16 protein-coding genes and 1 tRNA gene are annotated in these 18,332 nt (G+C 69.7%); 10 read left to right on the forward strand and 7 right to left on the reverse strand.

Features of this window, described 5'->3' with window-relative positions; genetic code table 11:
* Positions 1-6: 6 nt before the first annotated feature.
* The 4 genes from T333_RS03410 to T333_RS03425 all read right to left on the reverse strand — a co-directional run bounded on the left by T333_RS03410 (position 7) and on the right by T333_RS03425 (position 3,904).
* Positions 7-330, reverse strand: coding sequence for a PE domain-containing protein (locus T333_RS03410; protein ID WP_141807961.1), 324 nt, complete (start codon positions 328-330; stop codon positions 7-9).
* A gap of 192 nt (positions 331-522) precedes the next feature.
* On the reverse strand, positions 523-873 hold the full coding sequence (locus tag T333_RS03415; RefSeq protein WP_354998204.1) for a metallopeptidase family protein: 351 nt from the start codon (positions 871-873) through the stop codon (positions 523-525).
* A gap of 13 nt (positions 874-886) precedes the next feature.
* Positions 887-2,029: a septum formation family protein gene (locus T333_RS03420; protein ID WP_354998203.1), complete on the reverse strand. Its 1,143-nt coding sequence runs from the start codon at positions 2,027-2,029 to the stop codon at positions 887-889.
* Positions 2,030-2,155: 126 nt separating this feature from the next.
* Positions 2,156-3,904, reverse strand: a complete 1,749-nt coding sequence (locus T333_RS03425) for an aldehyde dehydrogenase family protein (protein WP_496423641.1) — start codon at positions 3,902-3,904, stop codon at positions 2,156-2,158.
* Between the two features lie 147 nt (positions 3,905-4,051).
* Here T333_RS03425 and serS point away from each other — a divergent pair, with 147 nt between their 5' ends.
* From serS to T333_RS03460, 7 genes are all read left to right on the forward strand, one after another.
* Positions 4,052-5,314, forward strand: coding sequence for a serine--tRNA ligase (serS, locus tag T333_RS03430; RefSeq protein WP_496423642.1), 1,263 nt, complete (start codon positions 4,052-4,054; stop codon positions 5,312-5,314).
* 85 nt (positions 5,315-5,399) lie between these two features.
* Entirely contained in the window at positions 5,400-7,250 is a 1,851-nt protein-coding gene (locus T333_RS03435; RefSeq protein WP_496423643.1) for a putative bifunctional diguanylate cyclase/phosphodiesterase, read from the forward strand.
* Positions 7,251-7,395: 145 nt separating this feature from the next.
* A complete protein-coding gene (locus tag T333_RS03440; protein WP_496423644.1) occupies positions 7,396-8,724 on the forward strand; it encodes an MFS transporter in 1,329 nt (442 codons plus the stop codon).
* A 129-nt stretch (positions 8,725-8,853) separates the two neighbouring features.
* The gene (locus T333_RS03445; RefSeq protein ID WP_357256163.1) at positions 8,854-10,113 is read left to right on the forward strand and encodes an oxygenase MpaB family protein; all 1,260 of its coding nucleotides are present in this window, start codon (positions 8,854-8,856) and stop codon (positions 10,111-10,113) included.
* A 54-nt stretch (positions 10,114-10,167) separates the two neighbouring features.
* Positions 10,168-11,163 carry a DMT family transporter gene (locus T333_RS03450; protein WP_496423645.1) on the forward strand — a complete coding sequence of 332 codons (996 nt, stop codon included), beginning with the start codon at positions 10,168-10,170 and terminating at the stop codon, positions 11,161-11,163.
* Positions 11,164-11,362: 199 nt separating this feature from the next.
* Complete coding sequence (locus T333_RS03455; RefSeq protein WP_496423646.1) at positions 11,363-12,394, forward strand: TlpA family protein disulfide reductase; 1,032 nt, start codon at positions 11,363-11,365, stop codon at positions 12,392-12,394.
* A gap of 159 nt (positions 12,395-12,553) precedes the next feature.
* Positions 12,554-12,889, forward strand: a complete 336-nt coding sequence (locus tag T333_RS03460; protein ID WP_354998195.1) for a BP74-related protein — start codon at positions 12,554-12,556, stop codon at positions 12,887-12,889.
* 66 nt (positions 12,890-12,955) lie between these two features.
* On the opposite strand, the gene T333_RS03465 is transcribed toward T333_RS03460, so the two are convergent.
* Positions 12,956-14,491: a Rieske 2Fe-2S domain-containing protein gene (locus T333_RS03465; protein ID WP_496423647.1), complete on the reverse strand. Its 1,536-nt coding sequence runs from the start codon at positions 14,489-14,491 to the stop codon at positions 12,956-12,958.
* An 83-nt stretch (positions 14,492-14,574) separates the two neighbouring features.
* Positions 14,575-15,441, reverse strand: coding sequence for a hypothetical protein (locus T333_RS03470; RefSeq protein ID WP_496423648.1), 867 nt, complete (start codon positions 15,439-15,441; stop codon positions 14,575-14,577).
* 420 nt (positions 15,442-15,861) lie between these two features.
* On the opposite strand from T333_RS03470, the gene T333_RS03475 reads away from it, so the two are divergent.
* Entirely contained in the window at positions 15,862-16,611 is a 750-nt protein-coding gene (locus T333_RS03475) for a lysophospholipid acyltransferase family protein (RefSeq protein WP_354998192.1), read from the forward strand.
* A 3-nt stretch (positions 16,612-16,614) separates the two neighbouring features.
* Here the strand turns inward: T333_RS03475 and T333_RS03480 are convergent, their stop codons facing one another.
* On the reverse strand, positions 16,615-17,118 hold the full coding sequence (locus T333_RS03480; protein WP_496423649.1) for a hypothetical protein: 504 nt from the start codon (positions 17,116-17,118) through the stop codon (positions 16,615-16,617).
* Positions 17,119-17,168: 50 nt separating this feature from the next.
* On the opposite strand from T333_RS03480, the gene T333_RS03485 reads away from it, so the two are divergent.
* Together T333_RS03485 and T333_RS03490 are read left to right on the forward strand one after the other, a co-directional pair.
* Positions 17,169-18,047 carry an NAD(P)H-binding protein gene (locus T333_RS03485; protein WP_496423650.1) on the forward strand — a complete coding sequence of 293 codons (879 nt, stop codon included), beginning with the start codon at positions 17,169-17,171 and terminating at the stop codon, positions 18,045-18,047.
* 135 nt (positions 18,048-18,182) lie between these two features.
* Positions 18,183-18,255, forward strand: a tRNA-Gly gene (locus T333_RS03490).
* The last annotated feature ends 77 nt before the right edge of the window (positions 18,256-18,332 follow it).

Genomic DNA, 18,332 nt, shown 5'->3' on the forward strand with positions numbered 1-18,332 from the left:
CCGCGATCAGGCGCCGATGGTGCCCGCGACGCCGTGCATCACGCCCGCCTTGACGACGTCCTCGGCGACGTGGGTGGCGAGCTGCATGCGCAGGACGGCGGCGGCATGGTGCAGCTCGAGAATGCCCTGGGCGACGGAGCCGTCGTGCGTCGCGGCGGCCTTGTTGAAGTGGTGTGCGGCGAGCAGCGACACCTCGTCCGCGCCGGACGGCAGGACATGCGTCGCCGGGGCGGTCACCGCCGCGGCGGCAGCCAGTCGTTCGGCCAGCAAGTCCAGCTCGGCAGCGGCGGCGAGGATGATCTCGGGCGAGATCGAAACGTGGCCAACCATTACTCGACTCCTTCTAGTGGCGGCTATGGGGCGGAACCACGAGAATTCCCCCTACGAGTGATAGGACGCGACAGCCACGCGATCGGTTCCATCGAATCCCCTACTTCTTTGCGATCTTGCCAGCCGTCCGCGCTCCCCTGCGCACCGTGTCCGTCCGGATGAACGCGGCTCGCACAGACGACTTGGTAAAGACTAGCCCCATCCCAGCTGATGCAACCGGTCTTCGTCAATGCCGAAATAGTGTGCGATCTCGTGGATCACAGTGACAGCGACCTCTTCGACGACCTCCTCGTCGTCGGCGCAGATCTCCAGAATCGCGTCGCGATAGATGGTCACGGTGTCGGGAAGAGAGCCGCCGTACTGACTGTCCCGCTCGGTCAACGCGATTCCGTGATAGAGCCCGAGCAAATGCGGGTCTTCCATATTGCGAGGTTCGATCAGCACGACGACATTGTCGATGGCGCGCGCGAGCTCAGCCGGAATCAAATCGAGTGCGTCGGAGACCAGTTCCTCGAACCGGTCTTCGGACATGAAGACCGCCATGGGGACACGCGCCCTACCGCGGCCGCGGTTGCGGCGGCAGCGGAGCGGCGCCGGGCAGCGGCGCGGGGGTGGAGCGACCCGAATTCGGCGGCGGCACAGGGGCTTGGCCGTTGATCAGGATCTCACCCTTGGCCGTACCGGTGATGGGTGCGAAACCCTCACGGTCGGTGCCCTTGCCGATCATGCAGTCCAGCTTACGGCTGCCCGCGAGCCAACTGCGCGCGTCGACGTAGTCGAAGAACAGCGTCAGCGTCTTGTCGCGGATCGCCTCGGGGGAGCCGAGGTAGTCGGTGGCCGCGTTGGCGCACTGCTCCTCGACGTACTTGTCCTGCTCCTCCTTGGCGGGTGGACCGCCGGTGAAATGCGCGCCGAGATCGACGGTCGCGATGATCTCCACCGCGTGCGCCTGCGCGCAGTCCACCGGATCGGTCGGCAGATTCTGGTTGATGCCGAGGCAGGTGCCCGCCTGGAAGACTCTGGACTGGTCGTGTTCCACCGCGCTGCCCTGCGAGGGCAGCGGCGTTCCGGTGCTGCCGGAGAACTGAAGGCCGCAGCGCAGGGTGCGGTCGCCGTTCTTCCAGCCCTCCGGACTCGGATACATCAGGCCGACGACATAGCGACCGCGCGGGTCGAACTTCCCGTTCATGTACTGCTGCACCGAGGGCACGCAGTGCTCTTCCTTGAGCTCGGTGAGCCGCAGCGAGTCCGGGAAGCGCGAGCCGGGCCCGAATTCGACGCCCGGGTACCTGCTCATGTCGATGTCGGCGGCGACCTCGAACAGGTGCCTGCTGCCGCAGGACACCTTCACCAAGTCGCTGCGGTCGGGTTTGGTCCAGCTCAGGCAGTCGCCCTTGGACGCGGTGCCGAACTCCTTGTCCAGCACGGTGTGCGCGGGCGCGCCCGGGTTGTGCGCTTCCAGGCCTGCCTCGTTGTCGAAGCCGGTCACGAAAAGCGTGACCAAGGCCGCGGTGACGGCGCCCGCCGCGACGGCGAGCAGACCCCAGCGCAGCGTCGGCGCGGACAGGTGCAGTCCGCCGCCGTCGGTCAGCGCTTGGCGCGCGGACGTCAGGGATCGAGGGAACGAACCCGAGCGCGCCGATGCACCCGCCGGCGACTTCTCGGGCTGCGGAGTCTGGGACACATCATCGGAGGACATCGCGGTCCATCATGGCAGCGTCTGCCCTCCGGTGCCACGACCTGGCCGAATCCGCGCGTCTAGGTTCTGTCTCGAGTTTCGTCCGGCGCATCCGCGGATGATCCGGCCGGACTGCGAGACAAGGGCCTAGCCGCGGAACGCGGAAAGGAACAATCCGGGCAGCCGCGCCGGATTTCGGTCGGCGTAGAACTCGGTGAGCTTGCGGCCGGTCGTGGCGGCGGTGCTGTTGTCGACGAACCACGGCGGTTTGGGCGAGAGCGCGAGCTCGCCGCCGAGCAGCGACCGAGGCGCGGGCCGGAACGGTCCGCGCACCACGGTGCGTTCGACGTCGTCGAGCAGGAAGGCGTTGTGCACCACGCCGATTCCGCTCTGCACGTCGTCGACGGTGTGGCCGGGGAAGGCGCCCCAGCTCGCGCGCGGTGACAGGAAGGCGAGGCCGGTCCACGCGTTCACCGCGACGGTCCCGTAGCGAAGACGCTCCACCGCGCGATCGAAGGCGGTGCCGAGCCTGCCGATCGTCTTGGGATCGGCGAGCACGTTGGCGCCGAGGGTTCCGGTCAGCTCGGTGTTGGCGAAATCGACCGCGCGTTCGAGGAATTCGCCGCCGCGCCCGGGCAACTCGACCACGCCGAGCACCGGCGAGAAGTACTCGGTGCGCAGCAGGGGCGTTTCGGCCGACGGCAGACCGTCGATCAGCACCCGGCCTTGGCCGAGCCGCTCCGCCGTCGGATAGGAGGCGAGCGCGTCGGCGACGCGGGTTTCGCTGCCCGGGTAGTAGGCCGTCCGCTGCGGCGCCAGCTCGAGCGCCGTGCGCAGTTCGTCCAGGAAGCGGTCCTTCTGCGGCCAGTCGGCGGCGAGCACCACGGCTTGCGCGGCCACGCAGTTGTAGCCGCCGTTGTGCAGCCGCTGGGTCGCGATGTGCCGGGCCTGGTAGCTCAGGTCGGCGTCGGACCAGTCGCCGGGGACGACGATGGTCGGGGAGACGCCGCCGAGCTCGCTGGTGATCGGCTTGTCCAGCAGCGGCGTGCCCGCCCGCCGGTTCGCCTCGCCCTCGGCCCCGCGTCCCCAGACGATCGCGTCGTGGGTGTTGGCGCTTCCGGTCATGTGCACGTGCGCGACATCGGGATGGCGAACCAGGTAGCCGCCCACCTCCGCGCCACCGACCAGGATCCGCAGCACGCCGAGCTCGATGAGCGGCGCGAAGATCATCTCGAACACCGTGAACAGCGGATCGGTGATCGGGTTGAGCTTGAGCGCCACGACGCGGTTGTGCGCGTACAGCTCGTAGAGGGTGTCCAGCGGCGGGATCGAGGTGATGTTTCCCGCGCCGAGCACCGCGCCGATGCCGCCCGTCGCGGCGGGATCGAGCTGACCCAACCCGGCCTGGCGGCGTGCGGTGGCGGCGTCCACCCCCGGTCGCAGCCAGACCTCGCCGCGGAAGCCGCTGAGCAGCAGCCGGTCGTAGACGTCGAGGGGCAGGATCGGCACCGCGACCCGGTCGCCGGGCGCGGTGGTCAGCCGGACGCCGTCCAGCGGGCTGCGCCCGGCCTCCAGTTTCGCCAGGGTGGCCGAGAGGGCTGCGGTGGCCTGCAGGAGCGTCAGCGGGCCGGACATCCACTCCTCGCCGACCAGCGGCGAGTCCGCGTCCAGGTCCTTGACGGTGCGAGCGGCCTGCACCCAGTCACCGGCGAAGCGGCCGGTGCGTTTGTGGATCTCGTCGAGCAGTTCCCTGCGCTTGCCCAGCGGGGTGGCCGCCCAGGTCTTCTCGCCCGCGGCCAAGTCGGCCAGGGCATTGTCGATGGTCGTCTCGTCGAAAGTCGTGCCCACAAGCCAACTATGCGCGCGCAGCGCCCCGAGTGGCCAGGAACTGGACATATCGGCGCAAACAGGTCGGCGGAGCGCGCCGGCCGGAGTCCATCGGCGGTCACGACGGAAGGCCGAGCTACGCCGATCGGACCCGCTGAACCCGCAGACCGATATCGGGGTGAAGTGCCGACGGTCCGCCGACTAGGCTGATAGCCCATGATCGACCTCCGACTCCTGCGGGAAGACCCCGACGTGGTGCGCGCCTCGCAGCGCGCCCGCGGCGAAGACCCCGCCCTCGTCGACGCCCTCCTGGAGGCGGACGCCGCGCGCCGCGCCGCGGTCGCCACCGCCGACAACCTGCGTGCCGAGCACAAGGCGATGGGCAAGCTGGTCGGCAAGGCGTCCAAGGAGGAGCGCCCCGCGCTGCTGTCGCAGGCGCAGGAGATGTCGGTGAAGGTCAAAGAGGCCGAGGTGGCTCAGCACGCCGCCGACGCCGACCTGGACGCCGCGCATCGCGCGATCTCGAACGTCGTGCAGGACGGCGCGCCCGCGGGCGGCGAGGACGACTACATCGTCCTCGAAACGGTCGGCACGCCGCGCGAATTCGATTTCGAGCCGAAGGACCATCTGGAACTCGGCGAGTCGCTCGGCGTCATCGACATGGAGCGCGGCGCCAAGGTGTCGGGCGCCCGGTTCTACTTCCTCACCGGCTACGGCGCGCTGTTGCAGCTGGGTCTGCTCCAGCTGGCCGCGCAGAAGGCCGTCGCCAACGGCTTCACCATGATGATCCCGCCGGTGCTGGTGCGCCCGGAGATCATGGCGGGCACCGGCTTCCTCGGCCAGCACTCGGCGGAGGTCTACCACCTGGCCGACGACGACCTGTACCTGGTCGGCACCTCGGAGGTGCCGCTGGCGGGCTACCACTCGGGCGAGATCCTCGACCTGAGCGGCGGCCCCAAGCGGTACGCGGGCTGGTCGTCGTGCTTCCGCCGCGAGGCGGGCAGCTACGGCAAGGACACCCGCGGCATCATCCGGGTGCACCAGTTCGACAAGGTCGAGATGTTCGTCTACACCACGCCGGACCAGGCCGAGGCCGAGCACCGGCGCCTGCTCGACTGGGAGCGCGAGATGCTCGCCGCCATCGAGGTGCCTTACCGCATCATCGATGTCGCCGCGGGCGATCTCGGCAGTTCGGCCGCGCGCAAGTTCGACTGCGAGGGCTGGGTGCCCAGCCAGCAGACCTACCGCGAGCTCACCTCGACCTCCAACTGCACCACCTTCCAGGCCCGCCGCCTCGCCATCCGCTACCGCGACGAGAACGGAAAGCCGCAGATCGCAGCCACTTTGAATGGAACGCTGGCGACAACGCGCTGGATCGTCGCGCTGCTGGAGAACCACCAGCAGGCCGACGGTTCGGTGCGCGTGCCCGAGGCGCTGGTGCCGTTCGTCGGCACCGACGTGCTGCGACCCGCCGGCTGACCACGGGCAATAGCCACTGGTTCGCCACGGGCGGATTCCGGGGATGTGGCAACCAGTGAGATGCCTTGTGTCTAGGCTGTTCCCCGTGCGAGGAATCGGGGCGCGCGGCGATACCCGAACCCGGGTGCGGGCGGCATCGGCGCTGGCGACGGCAATGGTCATGGCTCGAACCACCGGGGCGTTCTACGTCATGGGTGGTGTGCTTGGCCTGGTGATCACGGCCATCGCACCGGGCGACGAGGGTAATCGGCCACTGGTCGGGACGGCGGCGGCGATCGCGCTGGCGCTGGGTCTGACGCTGCTCGCGTGGGGTCCGCGCCTGCCGCATTCCATCCACCACGGCTACGTGGCGATCGCGACCGTGCTGGTGACGATCGCGGTGCATTCGTTCCCGAACACGGTCGGCGGCATCAGCCTCGCCTCGTTCTACGTCTTCATCGCCTGCGACGCGGCCCTGTTCTTCCGGTGGCCGCAGGCGATGGCGCACATCGCCTTCGCCATGGCGCTGTGTCTGTGGGCGCTGCCCGCACGCGACCTGCCCTGGTGGTCGGGCATGATCCCGGCGGGCGTGACGTTCGGCGTCGGCGTCGTCGTCGGCATCCTGACCAGGATGGCCTCGGAAGCCGATATCGACGTGCTCACCGGACTGTTGAACCGCCGCGGCTTCGACCGCGCGCTGAACACCGCGATCGCGCAGGCCACCCGCAACGGGCAGGGCCTTTCGCTGGTGCTCGTCGACCTCGACCGCTTCCAGAAGATCAACGATCACCTCGGCCACCGCGCGGGCGACGCGGTCTTGCAGCGCGTGGCCGACACCTGGTCCAAACTGCTGTCCGAGGAACAGCGGCTGGCGCGCTACGGCGGCGACGCCTTCGCGCTGCTGTTGCCGAACACCACCGAACAGGCCGCGATCCTGCTCACCGAGCAGTTGCGGGCAGCTGTCACCACCGGCTGCTCGGCGGGTGTCACGTCGTGGCAGCCCGGCGAGTCCGGCTCGCTGCTGGTGAGCCGGGCCGATGTCGGTCTGTACCGCGCCAAGCAGGCCGGTCGCAACCGGACCGTGCTGGAGTCCTCCAGGCAGCTGCCGCTGGCGGTCGAACTGCGCGAGGCCATCGACCGCGGCGCGCTGGACGTGCACTACCAGCCGATCGTCAGCCTGACCGAGGGCGGCGGCAAGGCGGTCGGCGTCGAGGCGCTGCTGCGCTGGTCGTCGAGCGCGCAGCCGGACGTCACCACCGAGGGACTGATCCGGGTCGCGGAGGAATACGACCTCATCTCCGATCTGGACGAACTCGTGCTGCGCCGCGCCTGCGCCGACGCGGCCCGCTTGCAGGAGACCTTCGCGCAGCTGGACCTGACGCTCAACGTCAACGTCAGCGGGCTGGAACTGGCCGAAACCGGTTACGCCGACCGGGTTTCCGACATTCTCGCCAGCACCGGATGGCCCGCCGACCAACTGGTGCTCGAGGTGACCGAGAGCGAACTGGCCGCCGAATCCCAGACCGCCATCGCGAATCTGCACACCCTGCGGGACCGAGGCGTGCGCATCGCCATCGACGACTTCGGCACCGGCTACTCCTCGCTCAGCCGCCTCGCCACCCTGCCGAGCGACATCATCAAGGTGGACCAGTCCTTCGTGGCGGCCATCCGCTCCGATTCCCCGGCCCCGCCGCTGCTCGGTGTGATCGCCGCGCTCAGCAGCGCGCTCGACCTACAGGTCATCGCCGAGGGCGTGGAGACCGAGTACCAAGCCGCGGTGCTGACCGAGCTCGGTTTCGCGCTCGCCCAGGGATACCACTACAGCGACTCGCATCCGGTATCGGAGTTGATCAACGACCTGAACGAGGGGCAGGGCCGGGTCGGCTCCGGGTTCGCCGACCGGGAGATCGGCGACGATCCGATGCCCGCGGCGAACGGCTGGCTGCCGCTGGGCTGAGCCCCGGAAAATCGCTTGACGCGGACGCGGCCCGGCGTCGAAGCTGGAGGACATGCGCTTGATCATCAACGGCTATTGAGCTACACGCGCACCCTCCACACGACGTGGTCGTGATCACGGTGTCCGTGGTCTCACCGCGCGTGCGGTGCTGTTCAAGGGATCGCGCGATCTCATCCCGCTCTACGCGCTCTACGCGCTGCTGTTCGCCGAACACGGCCTGAACACCGCGCAGATCTCCTCGCTGCTCGCACTGTGGTCGATCACCGCGTTCGTCCTGGAGGTGCCCTCGGGCGGCTGGGCCGACACGGTGTCCCGGCGCGGCCTGCTGATCCTCAGCGGCGTGCTGGTGCTCGGCGCGTTCACGCTGTGGACCGTCGCGCCGTCCTATCCGGGCTTCGCGATCGGCTTTGTGCTGTGGGGTGTGTCCAGCGCCCTGGAGTCGGGCACGTTCGAGGCGCTGATCTACGACGACCTGGTCGCCAGAAACGAACCCGCCGTCTATCCGCGCATCATGGGCTACGCCCGCGCGGCGGCGGAAGCTGCGGTGGTGGTGGCGATCCTGGCCGCGACGCCGTTGTACGCGGTGGGCGGATACGCGCTGGTCGGCTGGTCCAGCGTGGCGATCGCGGCGTTGCACGTGCTCGTCGCGGTGTCGCTGCCGAGTGCGCCGAAGGCGGCGTCGGTCGACGATCTGACCGACGACGCGCCCGATGCCGTCGCTGCCGTGCCCGGTCATCCCGTCGTGCCCGGCGACGGCCGAGCCCCGGCGGCGGGCGAACGGACCGGTGTGCGTACCTCCGCCTTCGCTCCGGCCATGCGCGTCCTATTGACCCGGTACCTGACCATGCTGCGCACCGGCGTCGGCGAGGCGATCCGGGTGCGGCGAGTGCGCAACGGCGTGCTGCTCGGCGCGCTGCTCTTCGGCATCACCGCCTACGACGAGTATTTCGCGCTGCTCGCGCAGTCCGCGGGCGCGCCGACCGTGGTGGTTCCGCTGCTGGTCGGGCTCACCGTCGTCGGCTCGCTCACCGGTTCGCTGCTGGCCGGGCGCACGGCTCGGCTGTCGGCCCGCACCATCGCCGCGGCCGTCGCCGTCGGCGGGTTGCTGTTCATCGGCGGCTCGCTGATCTCGGGACTGGCCACCGATCGCCCGGACGCGGTGTACCTGCTGACCGGCATCGGTTTCACCGCGATCGGCATCGGCTACGGCGTCGTGCTCAACGCCGAGGTGGTCGCCGAATCCCGATTGCAGGACGCGATCGAGGGACCGGCCCGCGCGACCGTCACCTCGGTGTCCGGTCTGCTCTCTGAGGTGGTGTCGCTGGTGATCTTCGGCTTCGTCGCGCTGGCGACGATCCGGCTCTCGATGGCGACGACCTTGGCGCTGCTCGGCCTGGTCATGTTGGCGATCGCCGCGCTGACCCCCGCTTGGTTGCCGCGGCCGGTGGTGCGCTCCGCGGCGGGACAGCGGTGATCGGCGCATTTCTATGAGCTGGGCGCCCATATCTGGCAGAGCATATTGCCAGATATGGGAATTTGTGGGACGGTCGAGTCAGAACGCGCTGATATCGGGCGCGAACCTCGAAGTGATGGGTGCAATGCAATGGCGCATGACAACCGGAAGTTCCTGCCGACTCCGAAGCTGTTCACCGAGTTCCCGTTCAAGTACGCGGTGCCGGTGCTCGCGCCGGGCGACCTGCGCTGCACCGCGACGCAGCGGGACTCCTTCCGCCGATTCGCCCAGGTCGGCGACCCACTCGCGGACGACGTGGTGGCGATGATCCAGCGGCTGCCGGTCGGCGAGGGCCGCCGGATGTTCGAGACCGCCGTGGTGCGCGGCATCGCCGAGGTGCCCGACGCGCCGCGCGAGCTGCGCGCGTTCTTCGAGCAGGTGGAGGCCGAGCCGTACTGGCTCGACCGGACCAAGATCGAGCGCGGGGCGCGGGTCGTCGGCCGGACCAGCGTCTGGGGCGGCATCGCGATGGGGATGTTCGCGCTGATGGGCGGCTATCTCGCGTCCCGCGCGGACAAGACGCTCGTCGGCACCGGCGATCTGGACGCGATGGCGCCGCGCAGGCTCGCGGAGACCACGCAGTGGTGGCTCGATGTCACGACGCCCGGCTCGCTGGAGCGCAACGGGGTCGGCTACCAGAGCGTGCTGCGGGTGCGGCTGATGCACGCGCTGGTGCGCTCGGGCATGAACCGCCGCCCCGACTGGGATTACGCGGCCTGGGATCAGCCGGTCAACCAGGTGCTCACCGTCGGGACCCTCGGCCTGTTCTCGATGGCGAACCTGGTCGGCGCGCAGGCGCTCGGCCTGCGGTTCTCCGCTCGCGAGAAGGACGCCGTCTTCCAGCTGTGGCGCTACGTCGGGTTCCTGCTCGGCATCGACCCGCAGATCCTGCCGACCTGCGAGACCGACACCTGGCGCTCGTTCTGGATCCTGGCCGACACCGAGTTCATCCCCGACGAGGACTCCCAGCGCCTCGCCCAAGCGCTGATCCCCGCGGCGGGCGGACTGTTCATCGGTGACCGCACCCCGGCGCAACGCGCGATCCGCCACCTGCTCACCCAGTACATGGTCGCTTACAGCCGAATCGTGCTCGGCCGCACCAACGCCGACTTCCTCGGCCTGCCAGACAGCCGCTTCTTCCAGTCCGCCGTCCTGGCCACGGCCGTGCTCAACGGCGCGCTGGAAGTCCCGCGCCGCGTCATCCCGGGCGCCACCCGGCTGAACGAGAACGTCGGCGCCCGCGTCCGCACCCGCCTCGTCCGCGGGTCGATCGCCCGCAACGGCGGCGACCGCACGTACGCCAGGCACGACCGCTTCGCCGCCGACCGCGAGGCTTTGCGCGCGGGTTGACGTGGCGCGCATCGCTCCTACGGCGGCCCTCCACCCAGCGGGTACGGTGCGGAAATGAGCGGGCGGACGAGACTCGGGTTGGGGTGCGGGTTCTGCATCGGGGCGGGTGTGGCGGTGCAGGCGCGGGTCAACGGTGCGCTCGGGGTTCGATTGCAGGATGGGATCGCCGCGGCCACGGTCAGTTTCGGGACCGGGTTGATGTTGCTCGCCATCGCGTTCCTGCTCAGTGCACGGCTGCGCGCGGGGCTCGGGGCGGTGGGGCGGGCGTTGGGTGATCGGACGTTGCGCTGGTGGCAGCTGCTCGGTGGGTTGTTCGGCGCGTTCTTCGTCGCGTGCCAGGGGCTGACCGTGGCGGCGATCGGCGTCACCGCGTTCACCGTCGCCGTCGTCGCCGGGCAGCTGTCGAGCAGTCTGGTCGTCGACCGGCTCGGTCTGGCGCCCAGCGGCGCGACTCCGGTCACCGCGCTGCGGGTCGGTGGTGCGGCGCTCGCCGTCGGCGCGGTCTTCGTCGCCGTCGCCGACCGCTCGGGCGCGACGCCGGGCGCTCTCGCCCTCCCCGAATCGCTGCGCGCGGTCCCGTCCACGCTGCTCATCGCGCTGCCCGCGCTGGCGGGCATCGGCCTGGCTTGGCAGCAGGCCGTGAACGGACGCGTCGGCGCGGTCGGCGGATCGTTCTCCGCCGCCCTGGTGAACTTCGCCGTCGGCTTGCTCGCCCTGCTGGTCATCGAGTCCGCCCTGCTGATCGGAACCAGCGGCCTCGGCGAATTCCCCACCGAACCGTGGCTCTACCTCGGCGGCGCGATCGGCGTCGCCTTCATCGCCCTCGCCGCACTCACGGTCCGCTGGATCGGCGTGCTGCTGCTCGGCCTCACCTCGGTCGCGGGTCAACTCGCCGCCGCCATCGCCCTCGACCTGCTCACCCCGACCGGCCCGCCCCTGTCACCGTGGTCGATCCTCGGCTGCCTGCTCACGTTCGCGGCGGTCGCTCTCGCCGCGAAGCAGCGGCCCGGCGCGGACTTCACATCTCCCGAGTCCGAGTTCACAAACTGACCAACTTCCCGGGCATGCCGGGTCGGCGCGCGGCGGCCCGGTCGACTGGCGTACAGCAACTCGTGACGTAGAAGCGGCCGGACACCGGCCGAGTTCGAGCGCGGCAGACCGGCGCTTGTCGTTTGCTCTCCGCAACACCTCGAATACTCTTCCGGCGATTCCGTTTTGGAATAACCGCTGATGTGGGAGGGTGCGGCCCATGCTGATCGAATACGGGGTGTGGGTGACGCGGTTGGCGCTCGCCGCGGTGTTCGGGTTGTCGGCCTGGGGAAAGCTGGCCGATCGCGCCGGGACGCGGCAGGCGGTGGGGGATTTCGGGGTGCCGGTGCGGTGGGTGCCCGCCGTGGCGTGGGGACTGCCGGTCGTCGAGGCGGTGCTCGCGGTGGGCGTCGTCCTGCCGTGGACGGCCGCGGCGGCGGCGATCGGCGCGCTGCTGCTGCTGACGGTGTTCACCGCGGTGATGGTCCGGCTGTTGCGGCTCGGGAAACGTCCAGCGTGCTCATGCTTCGGTGCGGCCAGCGCGAAGCCGATCGGCGCGCGCAGCATCGCACGCAACGGTGCGCTGATGCTGCTCGCGGCGCTGGCGCTGTGGGGCGCGTTCGCCCATCCGTCGGTGCCCGCCGGGCTGCCCGCCGATGCCGCGACCGGGCTGGCGCTCGTCGCGGCGCTGTGCGGCGCCATCGCGTGGCTCATCGGCCAGGTCGGAGCGCTGCGCCGACGGCTGGACGAGCAGGCGCTGTCCACGCTGGGCGCCGAGGGCCTTCCGGTCGGATCGGTCGCGCCGGAGTTCGAGTTGCTCGACGTCGCGGGTGACCGCACGAACCTCGCGGACCTGCTCGCGGCGGGGCGGCCGGTGCTGCTGGTCTTCGTGCATCCCGGCTGCGAGCTGTGCGCCGCGCTGGCCCGCGAGCTGCCGCGCTGGCAGGCGCGTACCGCGCTGACCATGGTGGTCGTCGGGAACGGTGACGCCGTGGAGCAGGCCGCTTGGGGCGTCGAACAGGGGCTCGGCGACATCCCCTCGCTGGTCCAGCAGGGCAACGAGGCCGCACTGCGGTATCGCGTCCGCGGTACACCGTCGGCCGTGCTGATCGACGCCGACGGACGGGTCGCCGCGCCCGTCGCACGGGGCGCTATCGCGACCCGCGAGCTGATTATCGCCAGGAAAGCCGTCCGCGCTCAGCTTTCCTCTCGAAGCAACGGCCAGCGCGCCGCCGCCAACGGCCGGAGCTGACCCACCCGGCACGTTTCCCGGCGAGGAAACCGACCTTTGGTCCAAATCGATTGTCGCGCATCGAATTTCGCGAACAGCAGCCCTCGTCCACCGATACGATCGGACAGCATCGATGCAGAACCGCGCGGACCAACCAACCACCTTCGGTAGGGAGATGTCATGGCGGACTTCGCATTCACCGATTACTCGGGCAAAGAATTCATCATCCGGCTGACCAACGAGCAGCGCATCGAAGAAGCGCGCCGCATCCTGTCCGGCCAGGAGACGATGTCGACCCATGTCATGGGCCGGATCAGGAAGACTACAGCCGACTACAACCCGGGGTGGAGCTTCCACTTGGACCCCGACACGATCACCTTCTTCACTGTGGCGATCGAGGTGTGCGACTCGAGCATCTATTACGTCGAGGACCATCTGGACGAGGCGTGCGGCGCCTTCCTACCCGGCTGCTTCTGGTGTCCGTGGTCGTCCAAGCTGACCCGAGAGATCCGCTGATCAGCGAAGTTGTTCGCAGCGGACCCCGGTCGACGACCACCGGCCGGGGTCCACTGAAAACCCGGCTCAGAGCTTGCGTGACCGCAGCTCGTGCCCCTTGGACGTCTTGCACCGGCCCGACTCCAGATCCCACTGCCAGCCGTGCAGGTTGCAGGTGAGGGTGTTCCCCTCCACCACACCGAACTTCGACAGGTCGGCCTTCAGGTGCGGGCAACGCCGCTGCACTTCCCAGCCCGCGAGCTCGGTCGAGGCCGAATCGTCGTGCGCCTCGGAGAACCAGCCGTCGGCGTAGGCGATGCGCTCGTCGGTGAGGCACTTGAAGAAGGTGTAGAGGAATTCGTTGTAGCCGCCGATGCGCCACGCCTGGAACCGGGTGGACAGGAAGATCGTGTTCACCCAGTCGGGCTCGTCGTCGCGCAGCACCGTGCGCACCAGCTCCGGCGCGATGCGGAAACCGTAGCGGTACTTGCCTTCACCCTCGATGGGGGCGCGCACCGCCCGCTTCGGGAAGTCGAGCACCACGGTCTCGTCGCCGATCACCAGGCCGACGGGGTAGCCGATGCCGTCGCAGATCAGGTCGCTCTGCGCCATGATCGGCTCGAACAGTTTCTTCAGCGGCTCCAGCAGCGAGCCGTCGCCGGTCGCCCAGGACGCCTTCTCGGCCTCGATCACCGGAGCCAGACGCTCGGCCATTCGCTCGATGTAGCCCGCCTTGTCGGCGTAGATCTCGGCCGGGTCGAACGGGTGGGTGAGCGACAGTTCCTTGCCGTGCACGTCGGCGACCGAGCCGGGGATCATCAGGATCCCGCCCTCGTTGCCGTGGATCTCCATCTGCTCCAGGAACACCATCTGGTCTGGGAAGATGTTGCCCTCGTCGCCGCGGTCGTCGTTGAGGTAGCGCAGTTCCGGGTCGAGGAACACCGGCGGACCCGCCGACGGCACCACCCAGGTCGCCCCGACCTGCTCGATGTAGCTGCGCGCCCGGTCCATGCCGCGCTGGCGCTTCTGCTTGCCGAAGTTGGACTTGGTGCGGGACGGGATGTCGTAGACCATCGGGTACCAGATGGCGCCCGAGTACTGGAGCAGATGGATGTCTACGTGGCCGAACGCGTCGTGCAGGACGTCCATGTCCACCGGGCGGGCGTCGTTCATGTTGAAGCAGACCGTCTCACCGTCGGAGACGATTAGGCCCGAATCGCCGATCGGTCCGTCGGCGGGCGCGCGCAACGCGATGATCATGATGTCCAGCTCGCCGCCGGGACCGGTCACCGTGTGCTTGACCGAGTCCTCGGTCTCGACGAACTTGTGGAAGCCCAGCTTCTCCAGCTCGCGGCGCAGATCCGGCACGGGGTAGTCCGGCAGCAGCACCGTCGCGTCCTTGTTGACGTGCTCGGCCAGGTGCTTGGCGTCGAAGTGGTCGCGGTGCAGATGCGAGACGTAGAGGAAATCGCAATTGCCCAGCTCGTCCCAGTCCAGCTGGGTGTTGTCGGGGAACGGGACCCACGAAGCGAAGTACGCGGGGTTGACCCAGGGATCGCAAAGGACCGATCCCGCCGCGGTTCGAATGTGGAATCCGGCGTGTCCGACGCTGGTGATCTGCACTAGCTGTTCCTCCTACGCCTGAGGGGCGTTGCCAGCCACCCAGGTTAATAGCTGCATTCGCATGACGACGCTCACGGTGCCCGCTACGGGGAGACGTCGCCGATGCAGTAGCCCTCGTCACCCTCGGCCAGCGTGAACGTGCGGATCTTGGTGACGCCGGAGGAGTTGGTGATCGGCACCTCCACGGTGAGGTAGCCGGAGCCGAGGCGATCCGAGAAGATCTGCTGACCGGCGAAGTCGGTCGCGCCGGTCAGCTTGCCCGGGTTGTTCGCCAGCGGCGGCTGGGTCGGGCTTCCGGTGCCGTCCGGGTCCCATTCGGCGGGGGTGGCCTTGCAGACCAGCGGGTAGTCGCCTTCCTTGTCGGCCGGGTCGAGCGGTTCGCCGACGAAGCGGGCCAGGTAGCGGCGCACCATGTGGCGGGCGTCGGCGTCGTTGGGGCCGATCTCCGTGCCGGCCGGGAACACGCGCGGGCAGGCGTAGCCGGTGGCGATCGCGTCGCGCTCCACGGTGACGGTGGCCGCCCTGCCCTTCCAGGTGACGGTCTTCGCCGTGACGGTGCCGGGCTGGGCGATGGTGGCGAGGATGGTCTGCTTGTCCTCGTACATGTCGGCCACATTGCCCGGCGCCATGGTCCAGCACTTCTCCTGGAGTTCGGCGATGGTGGCGGACTCCAGGTCGGCGGCCCAGCGCCGCAGCGCGGTCGCCGCCTCCGGGACGCCGGGCACCGCGCCGACCTCGGGGGCGTCGGCGGGCGGCGGGGGGAGGGTGCTCGTTTGCGCGGTGGTGGGGGCCGCCGAGGGGGTCGCGGCGGGTGGGGTCGTCAGCGCTCTCGCGGGCGCGGGGTCGTCGCCGGGGATGCCCGAGACGGAATCGCACGCGCTCAGGAGTAGCGCGCCGCCGAGTGCCAGCGCACCGGCGAGCGTCCGCGCGCCGCGGGGTCGTCGGCCCACCGTGCTCGAGTGGGCGTGTTCTTCAGGCGCGCAGGTCCGTCCGGCCGCGCGTTCGCGGACGGCGGCTCGGCGTCGGCTGGGTGCCTCGGGTTGGTCGGTGCCGAGGGCGGCGCTGTCCGGTGCGGCCGTGCTCCGGCGGCCCTGTTCGTCAGGCGTACCGGTCTGTCCAACCACGTGTTCGCGCGTGGGCGCGTGGGCGCCGGGCGCGGTGCGGCCGTTCGCGATCGGGAGTCTCGGCTCGGATGATGTCGCGGAACTCTCGCTCGATGCTGCGTTCCTGATGGTCCGGTCGCCGCACGGCAGCGGTCGGGCGCGTTCCACTTCGACGATCCTCTTTCTAGGCGCGATCGGTGCGGATCCCGGATCCGGCGGGCGTCGCAGCTGCCGGATGGGAAAGTCTGCGACTACGCTAGCGGAATTGTGGAACCCGTCTACCGGACGATCATCGGGCTGGCCCGGACCGTCTTCTTCGTGCAAGGTCTGAAGTTCACCGTCAAGGGCGCTGAACATATTCCGCCGACCGGTGGTGCCGTCATCGCGGTCAACCACACCGGCTACATGGACTTCACCTACGCCGGTCTGCCGGTGCGCAAACCCAAGCGCTACGTCCGGTTCATGGCGAAGAAGGAAGTCTTCGACAACAGCATCTCCGGCCCGATCATGCGGGCGCTCAAGCACATTCCGGTCGACCGCGGGGCGGGCGCCGACTCCTACAAGGCCGCGGTGGACTACCTGCGGCGCGGGGAGCTGGTCGGCGTCTACCCCGAGGCCACCATCAGCCGCAGCTTCGAGATCAAGGAGTTCAAGTCGGGCGCGGCGCGGATGGCCATCGAGTCGGGCGTGCCGATCATCCCGATCGTCATCTGGGGCGCGCAACGCGTCTGGACCAAGGGGTTCCCGAAACGCTTGGGCCGCACCAACACTCCCATCTCCATCATCGTCGGCGAGCCCATCCAGCCCTACGAACCCGCCGCCGACCTCACCGCCGAACTCCGCACCACCATGCAGCGGATGCTGCTCGAAGCGCAGAACGGCTACGACCACGAGCCCGGCGCCTACTGGGTGCCCGCGCGCCTCGGCGGCAGCGCACCGACCCTGGAGCAGGCCGACGCCATGGACGCCGCCGAAGCGGCCGAGAAGGCGGCCCGCCGCACGACCCGCACCGACTGACGCCTACGCGGGCGCCTGGCACGGCGTCGGGGCGGGCAGGTGCCCGCGGAAGAACTTGTGGCGTTCGCTGACGGCGAGGTCGGCGGCCACGGCCGGGATCGACCGCCCGGTCGGCTCGGCGAGCGCGGCCGCGGCGCCGATGAGCAGGCCGCGGTGGGCGCGCTGGGTGGCGTTCTCGGAAAGGCGTTGCGGTAGTTCGTGTTCCAGAAAGGCGAGGATCTCCTCGTGCGGTAGTTCGCGAAGCTCGTCGGCGAGTTCGCCCGCCGGGCCCGGCATATCGGCGAGCCGCACGACCCGATCGGTGAGTTCGCTCGCGGCGACGCCCAACATCGGGTTGGCGGCGCCGGGAGCCAACCGCAGCCGCACGCAACTCGCCGGCGCTTTCGCCACGGAGTACGTCGCCCTGGTCCGCGGCCCGAGCACCAGCGCCTCCCGCCGCCCACCCTGCTCCGCGCGCAGCACGATCGTGGTCGCGGTGTGCGGGATGTGCGCGAACGGCTCGGACAACTCACGCACCAACGGAATTCGCCCGAGTTCGGTCAGCCACGGGCGCAGCGATGCTGGTGTGCGTTCTGGTCACCGGTGCCACGGGCACCATCGGCAGTGAGATCGTCCGTCGGCTGGCCGCGCGTGCGGTGCCGGTCCGCGCGGTGACGCGCGACCCGGCGCGGGCACGGATGCCCGAGGGCGTCGAGGTGGTGCGCGGCGACTACAACGACGCCGCTTCGATGGCGGCGGCCATGACGGGCGTCGAGGCGGCGTTCCTGGTCGGCGTTCTCGGTCCGGAGGACGCCGACACCGACCGCGCGCTCATCGCCACGGCCCGCGCGGCGGGCGTGCGGCGCATCGTGAAGCTCTCGGCGATCGGCACCGGTGAGCCGGACCTCGGCCGTGTCGGCACCTGGCACCTGCCCGGCGAACAGGCGGCAAGGGAAAGCGGACTCGAATGGACCGTCCTGCGGCCGAGCACCTTCGCCTCCAACACCCTCAGCTGGTCCGAGCCCATCCGCGCGGGGCAGCCGGTGCCCAACCTCACGGGAGCCGGAGCGCAGGGCGTCGTCGACCCGCGCGACGTCGCCGCTGTCGCCGTCGAAGCCCTCCACTCCGCCGCGCACGCGGGCAACACCTATACCCTCACCGGTCCCGAGCTGCTCACCGCCGCCGACCAAGCGGCCGCGCTCGCCGCGATCCTGGGTCACCCGATCGAGGTCGTCGACGTCCCCGAGGAACAGGCCCGCGGGCACATGCTCGCTGCGGGCATGTCGGCCGAGTACGTCGACGGCGCACTCGCCGGACAGGCCTACCTCCGCGCGGGCCGCAACGCCGTCCGCACCGACGACGTGCGAACCGTCCTCGGCCGCCCACCCCGCGTCTACGCCGACTGGGCCGCCGCCCACATCGCCGCGTTCCGCCGCGCACCGGAACCGGTCGGCTGAAGCACGGCGACCTCGATCACCCCTCACGCACGCGGCCCAACCCGTGTGAGGAGGGCCGATTTTGAATCATCCGCACGCGCCGACTAAAGTTGCCCCTCGCACGGCAACGCGCCCTCGGGTCGTCGCGCGGTGCATGCGGATGTAGCGCAGCTGGTAGCGCATCACCTTGCCAAGGTGAGGGTCGCGGGTTCGAATCCCGTCATCCGCTCTTCCCACTTCTTTCGGTCGTGCGTTTTCGACATCAATCCATCACAAGGGCCTCAGGTGTGTGCCGCGCCACGTGCC

It is taken from the genome of Nocardia sp. CNS-044 (assembly GCF_059570515.1).

Coding starts and splice junctions, on each gene's coding strand:
- T333_RS03410 (WP_141807961.1), bottom strand. CDS start 330: ATGGTTGGCCACGTTTCGATCTCGCCCGAGATCATCCTCGCCGCCGCT.
- T333_RS03415 (WP_354998204.1), bottom strand. CDS start 873: ATGGCGGTCTTCATGTCCGAAGACCGGTTCGAGGAACTGGTCTCCGAC.
- T333_RS03420 (WP_354998203.1), bottom strand. CDS start 2,029: ATGTCCTCCGATGATGTGTCCCAGACTCCGCAGCCCGAGAAGTCGCCG.
- T333_RS03425 (WP_496423641.1), bottom strand. CDS start 3,904: ATGTCCAGTTCCTGGCCACTCGGGGCGCTGCGCGCGCATAGTTGGCTT.
- serS (WP_496423642.1), top strand. CDS start 4,052: ATGATCGACCTCCGACTCCTGCGGGAAGACCCCGACGTGGTGCGCGCC.
- T333_RS03445 (WP_357256163.1), top strand. CDS start 8,854: ATGGCGCATGACAACCGGAAGTTCCTGCCGACTCCGAAGCTGTTCACC.
- T333_RS03450 (WP_496423645.1), top strand. CDS start 10,168: ATGAGCGGGCGGACGAGACTCGGGTTGGGGTGCGGGTTCTGCATCGGG.
- T333_RS03455 (WP_496423646.1), top strand. CDS start 11,363: ATGCTGATCGAATACGGGGTGTGGGTGACGCGGTTGGCGCTCGCCGCG.
- T333_RS03460 (WP_354998195.1), top strand. CDS start 12,554: ATGGCGGACTTCGCATTCACCGATTACTCGGGCAAAGAATTCATCATC.
- T333_RS03485 (WP_496423650.1), top strand. CDS start 17,169: ATGCTGGTGTGCGTTCTGGTCACCGGTGCCACGGGCACCATCGGCAGT.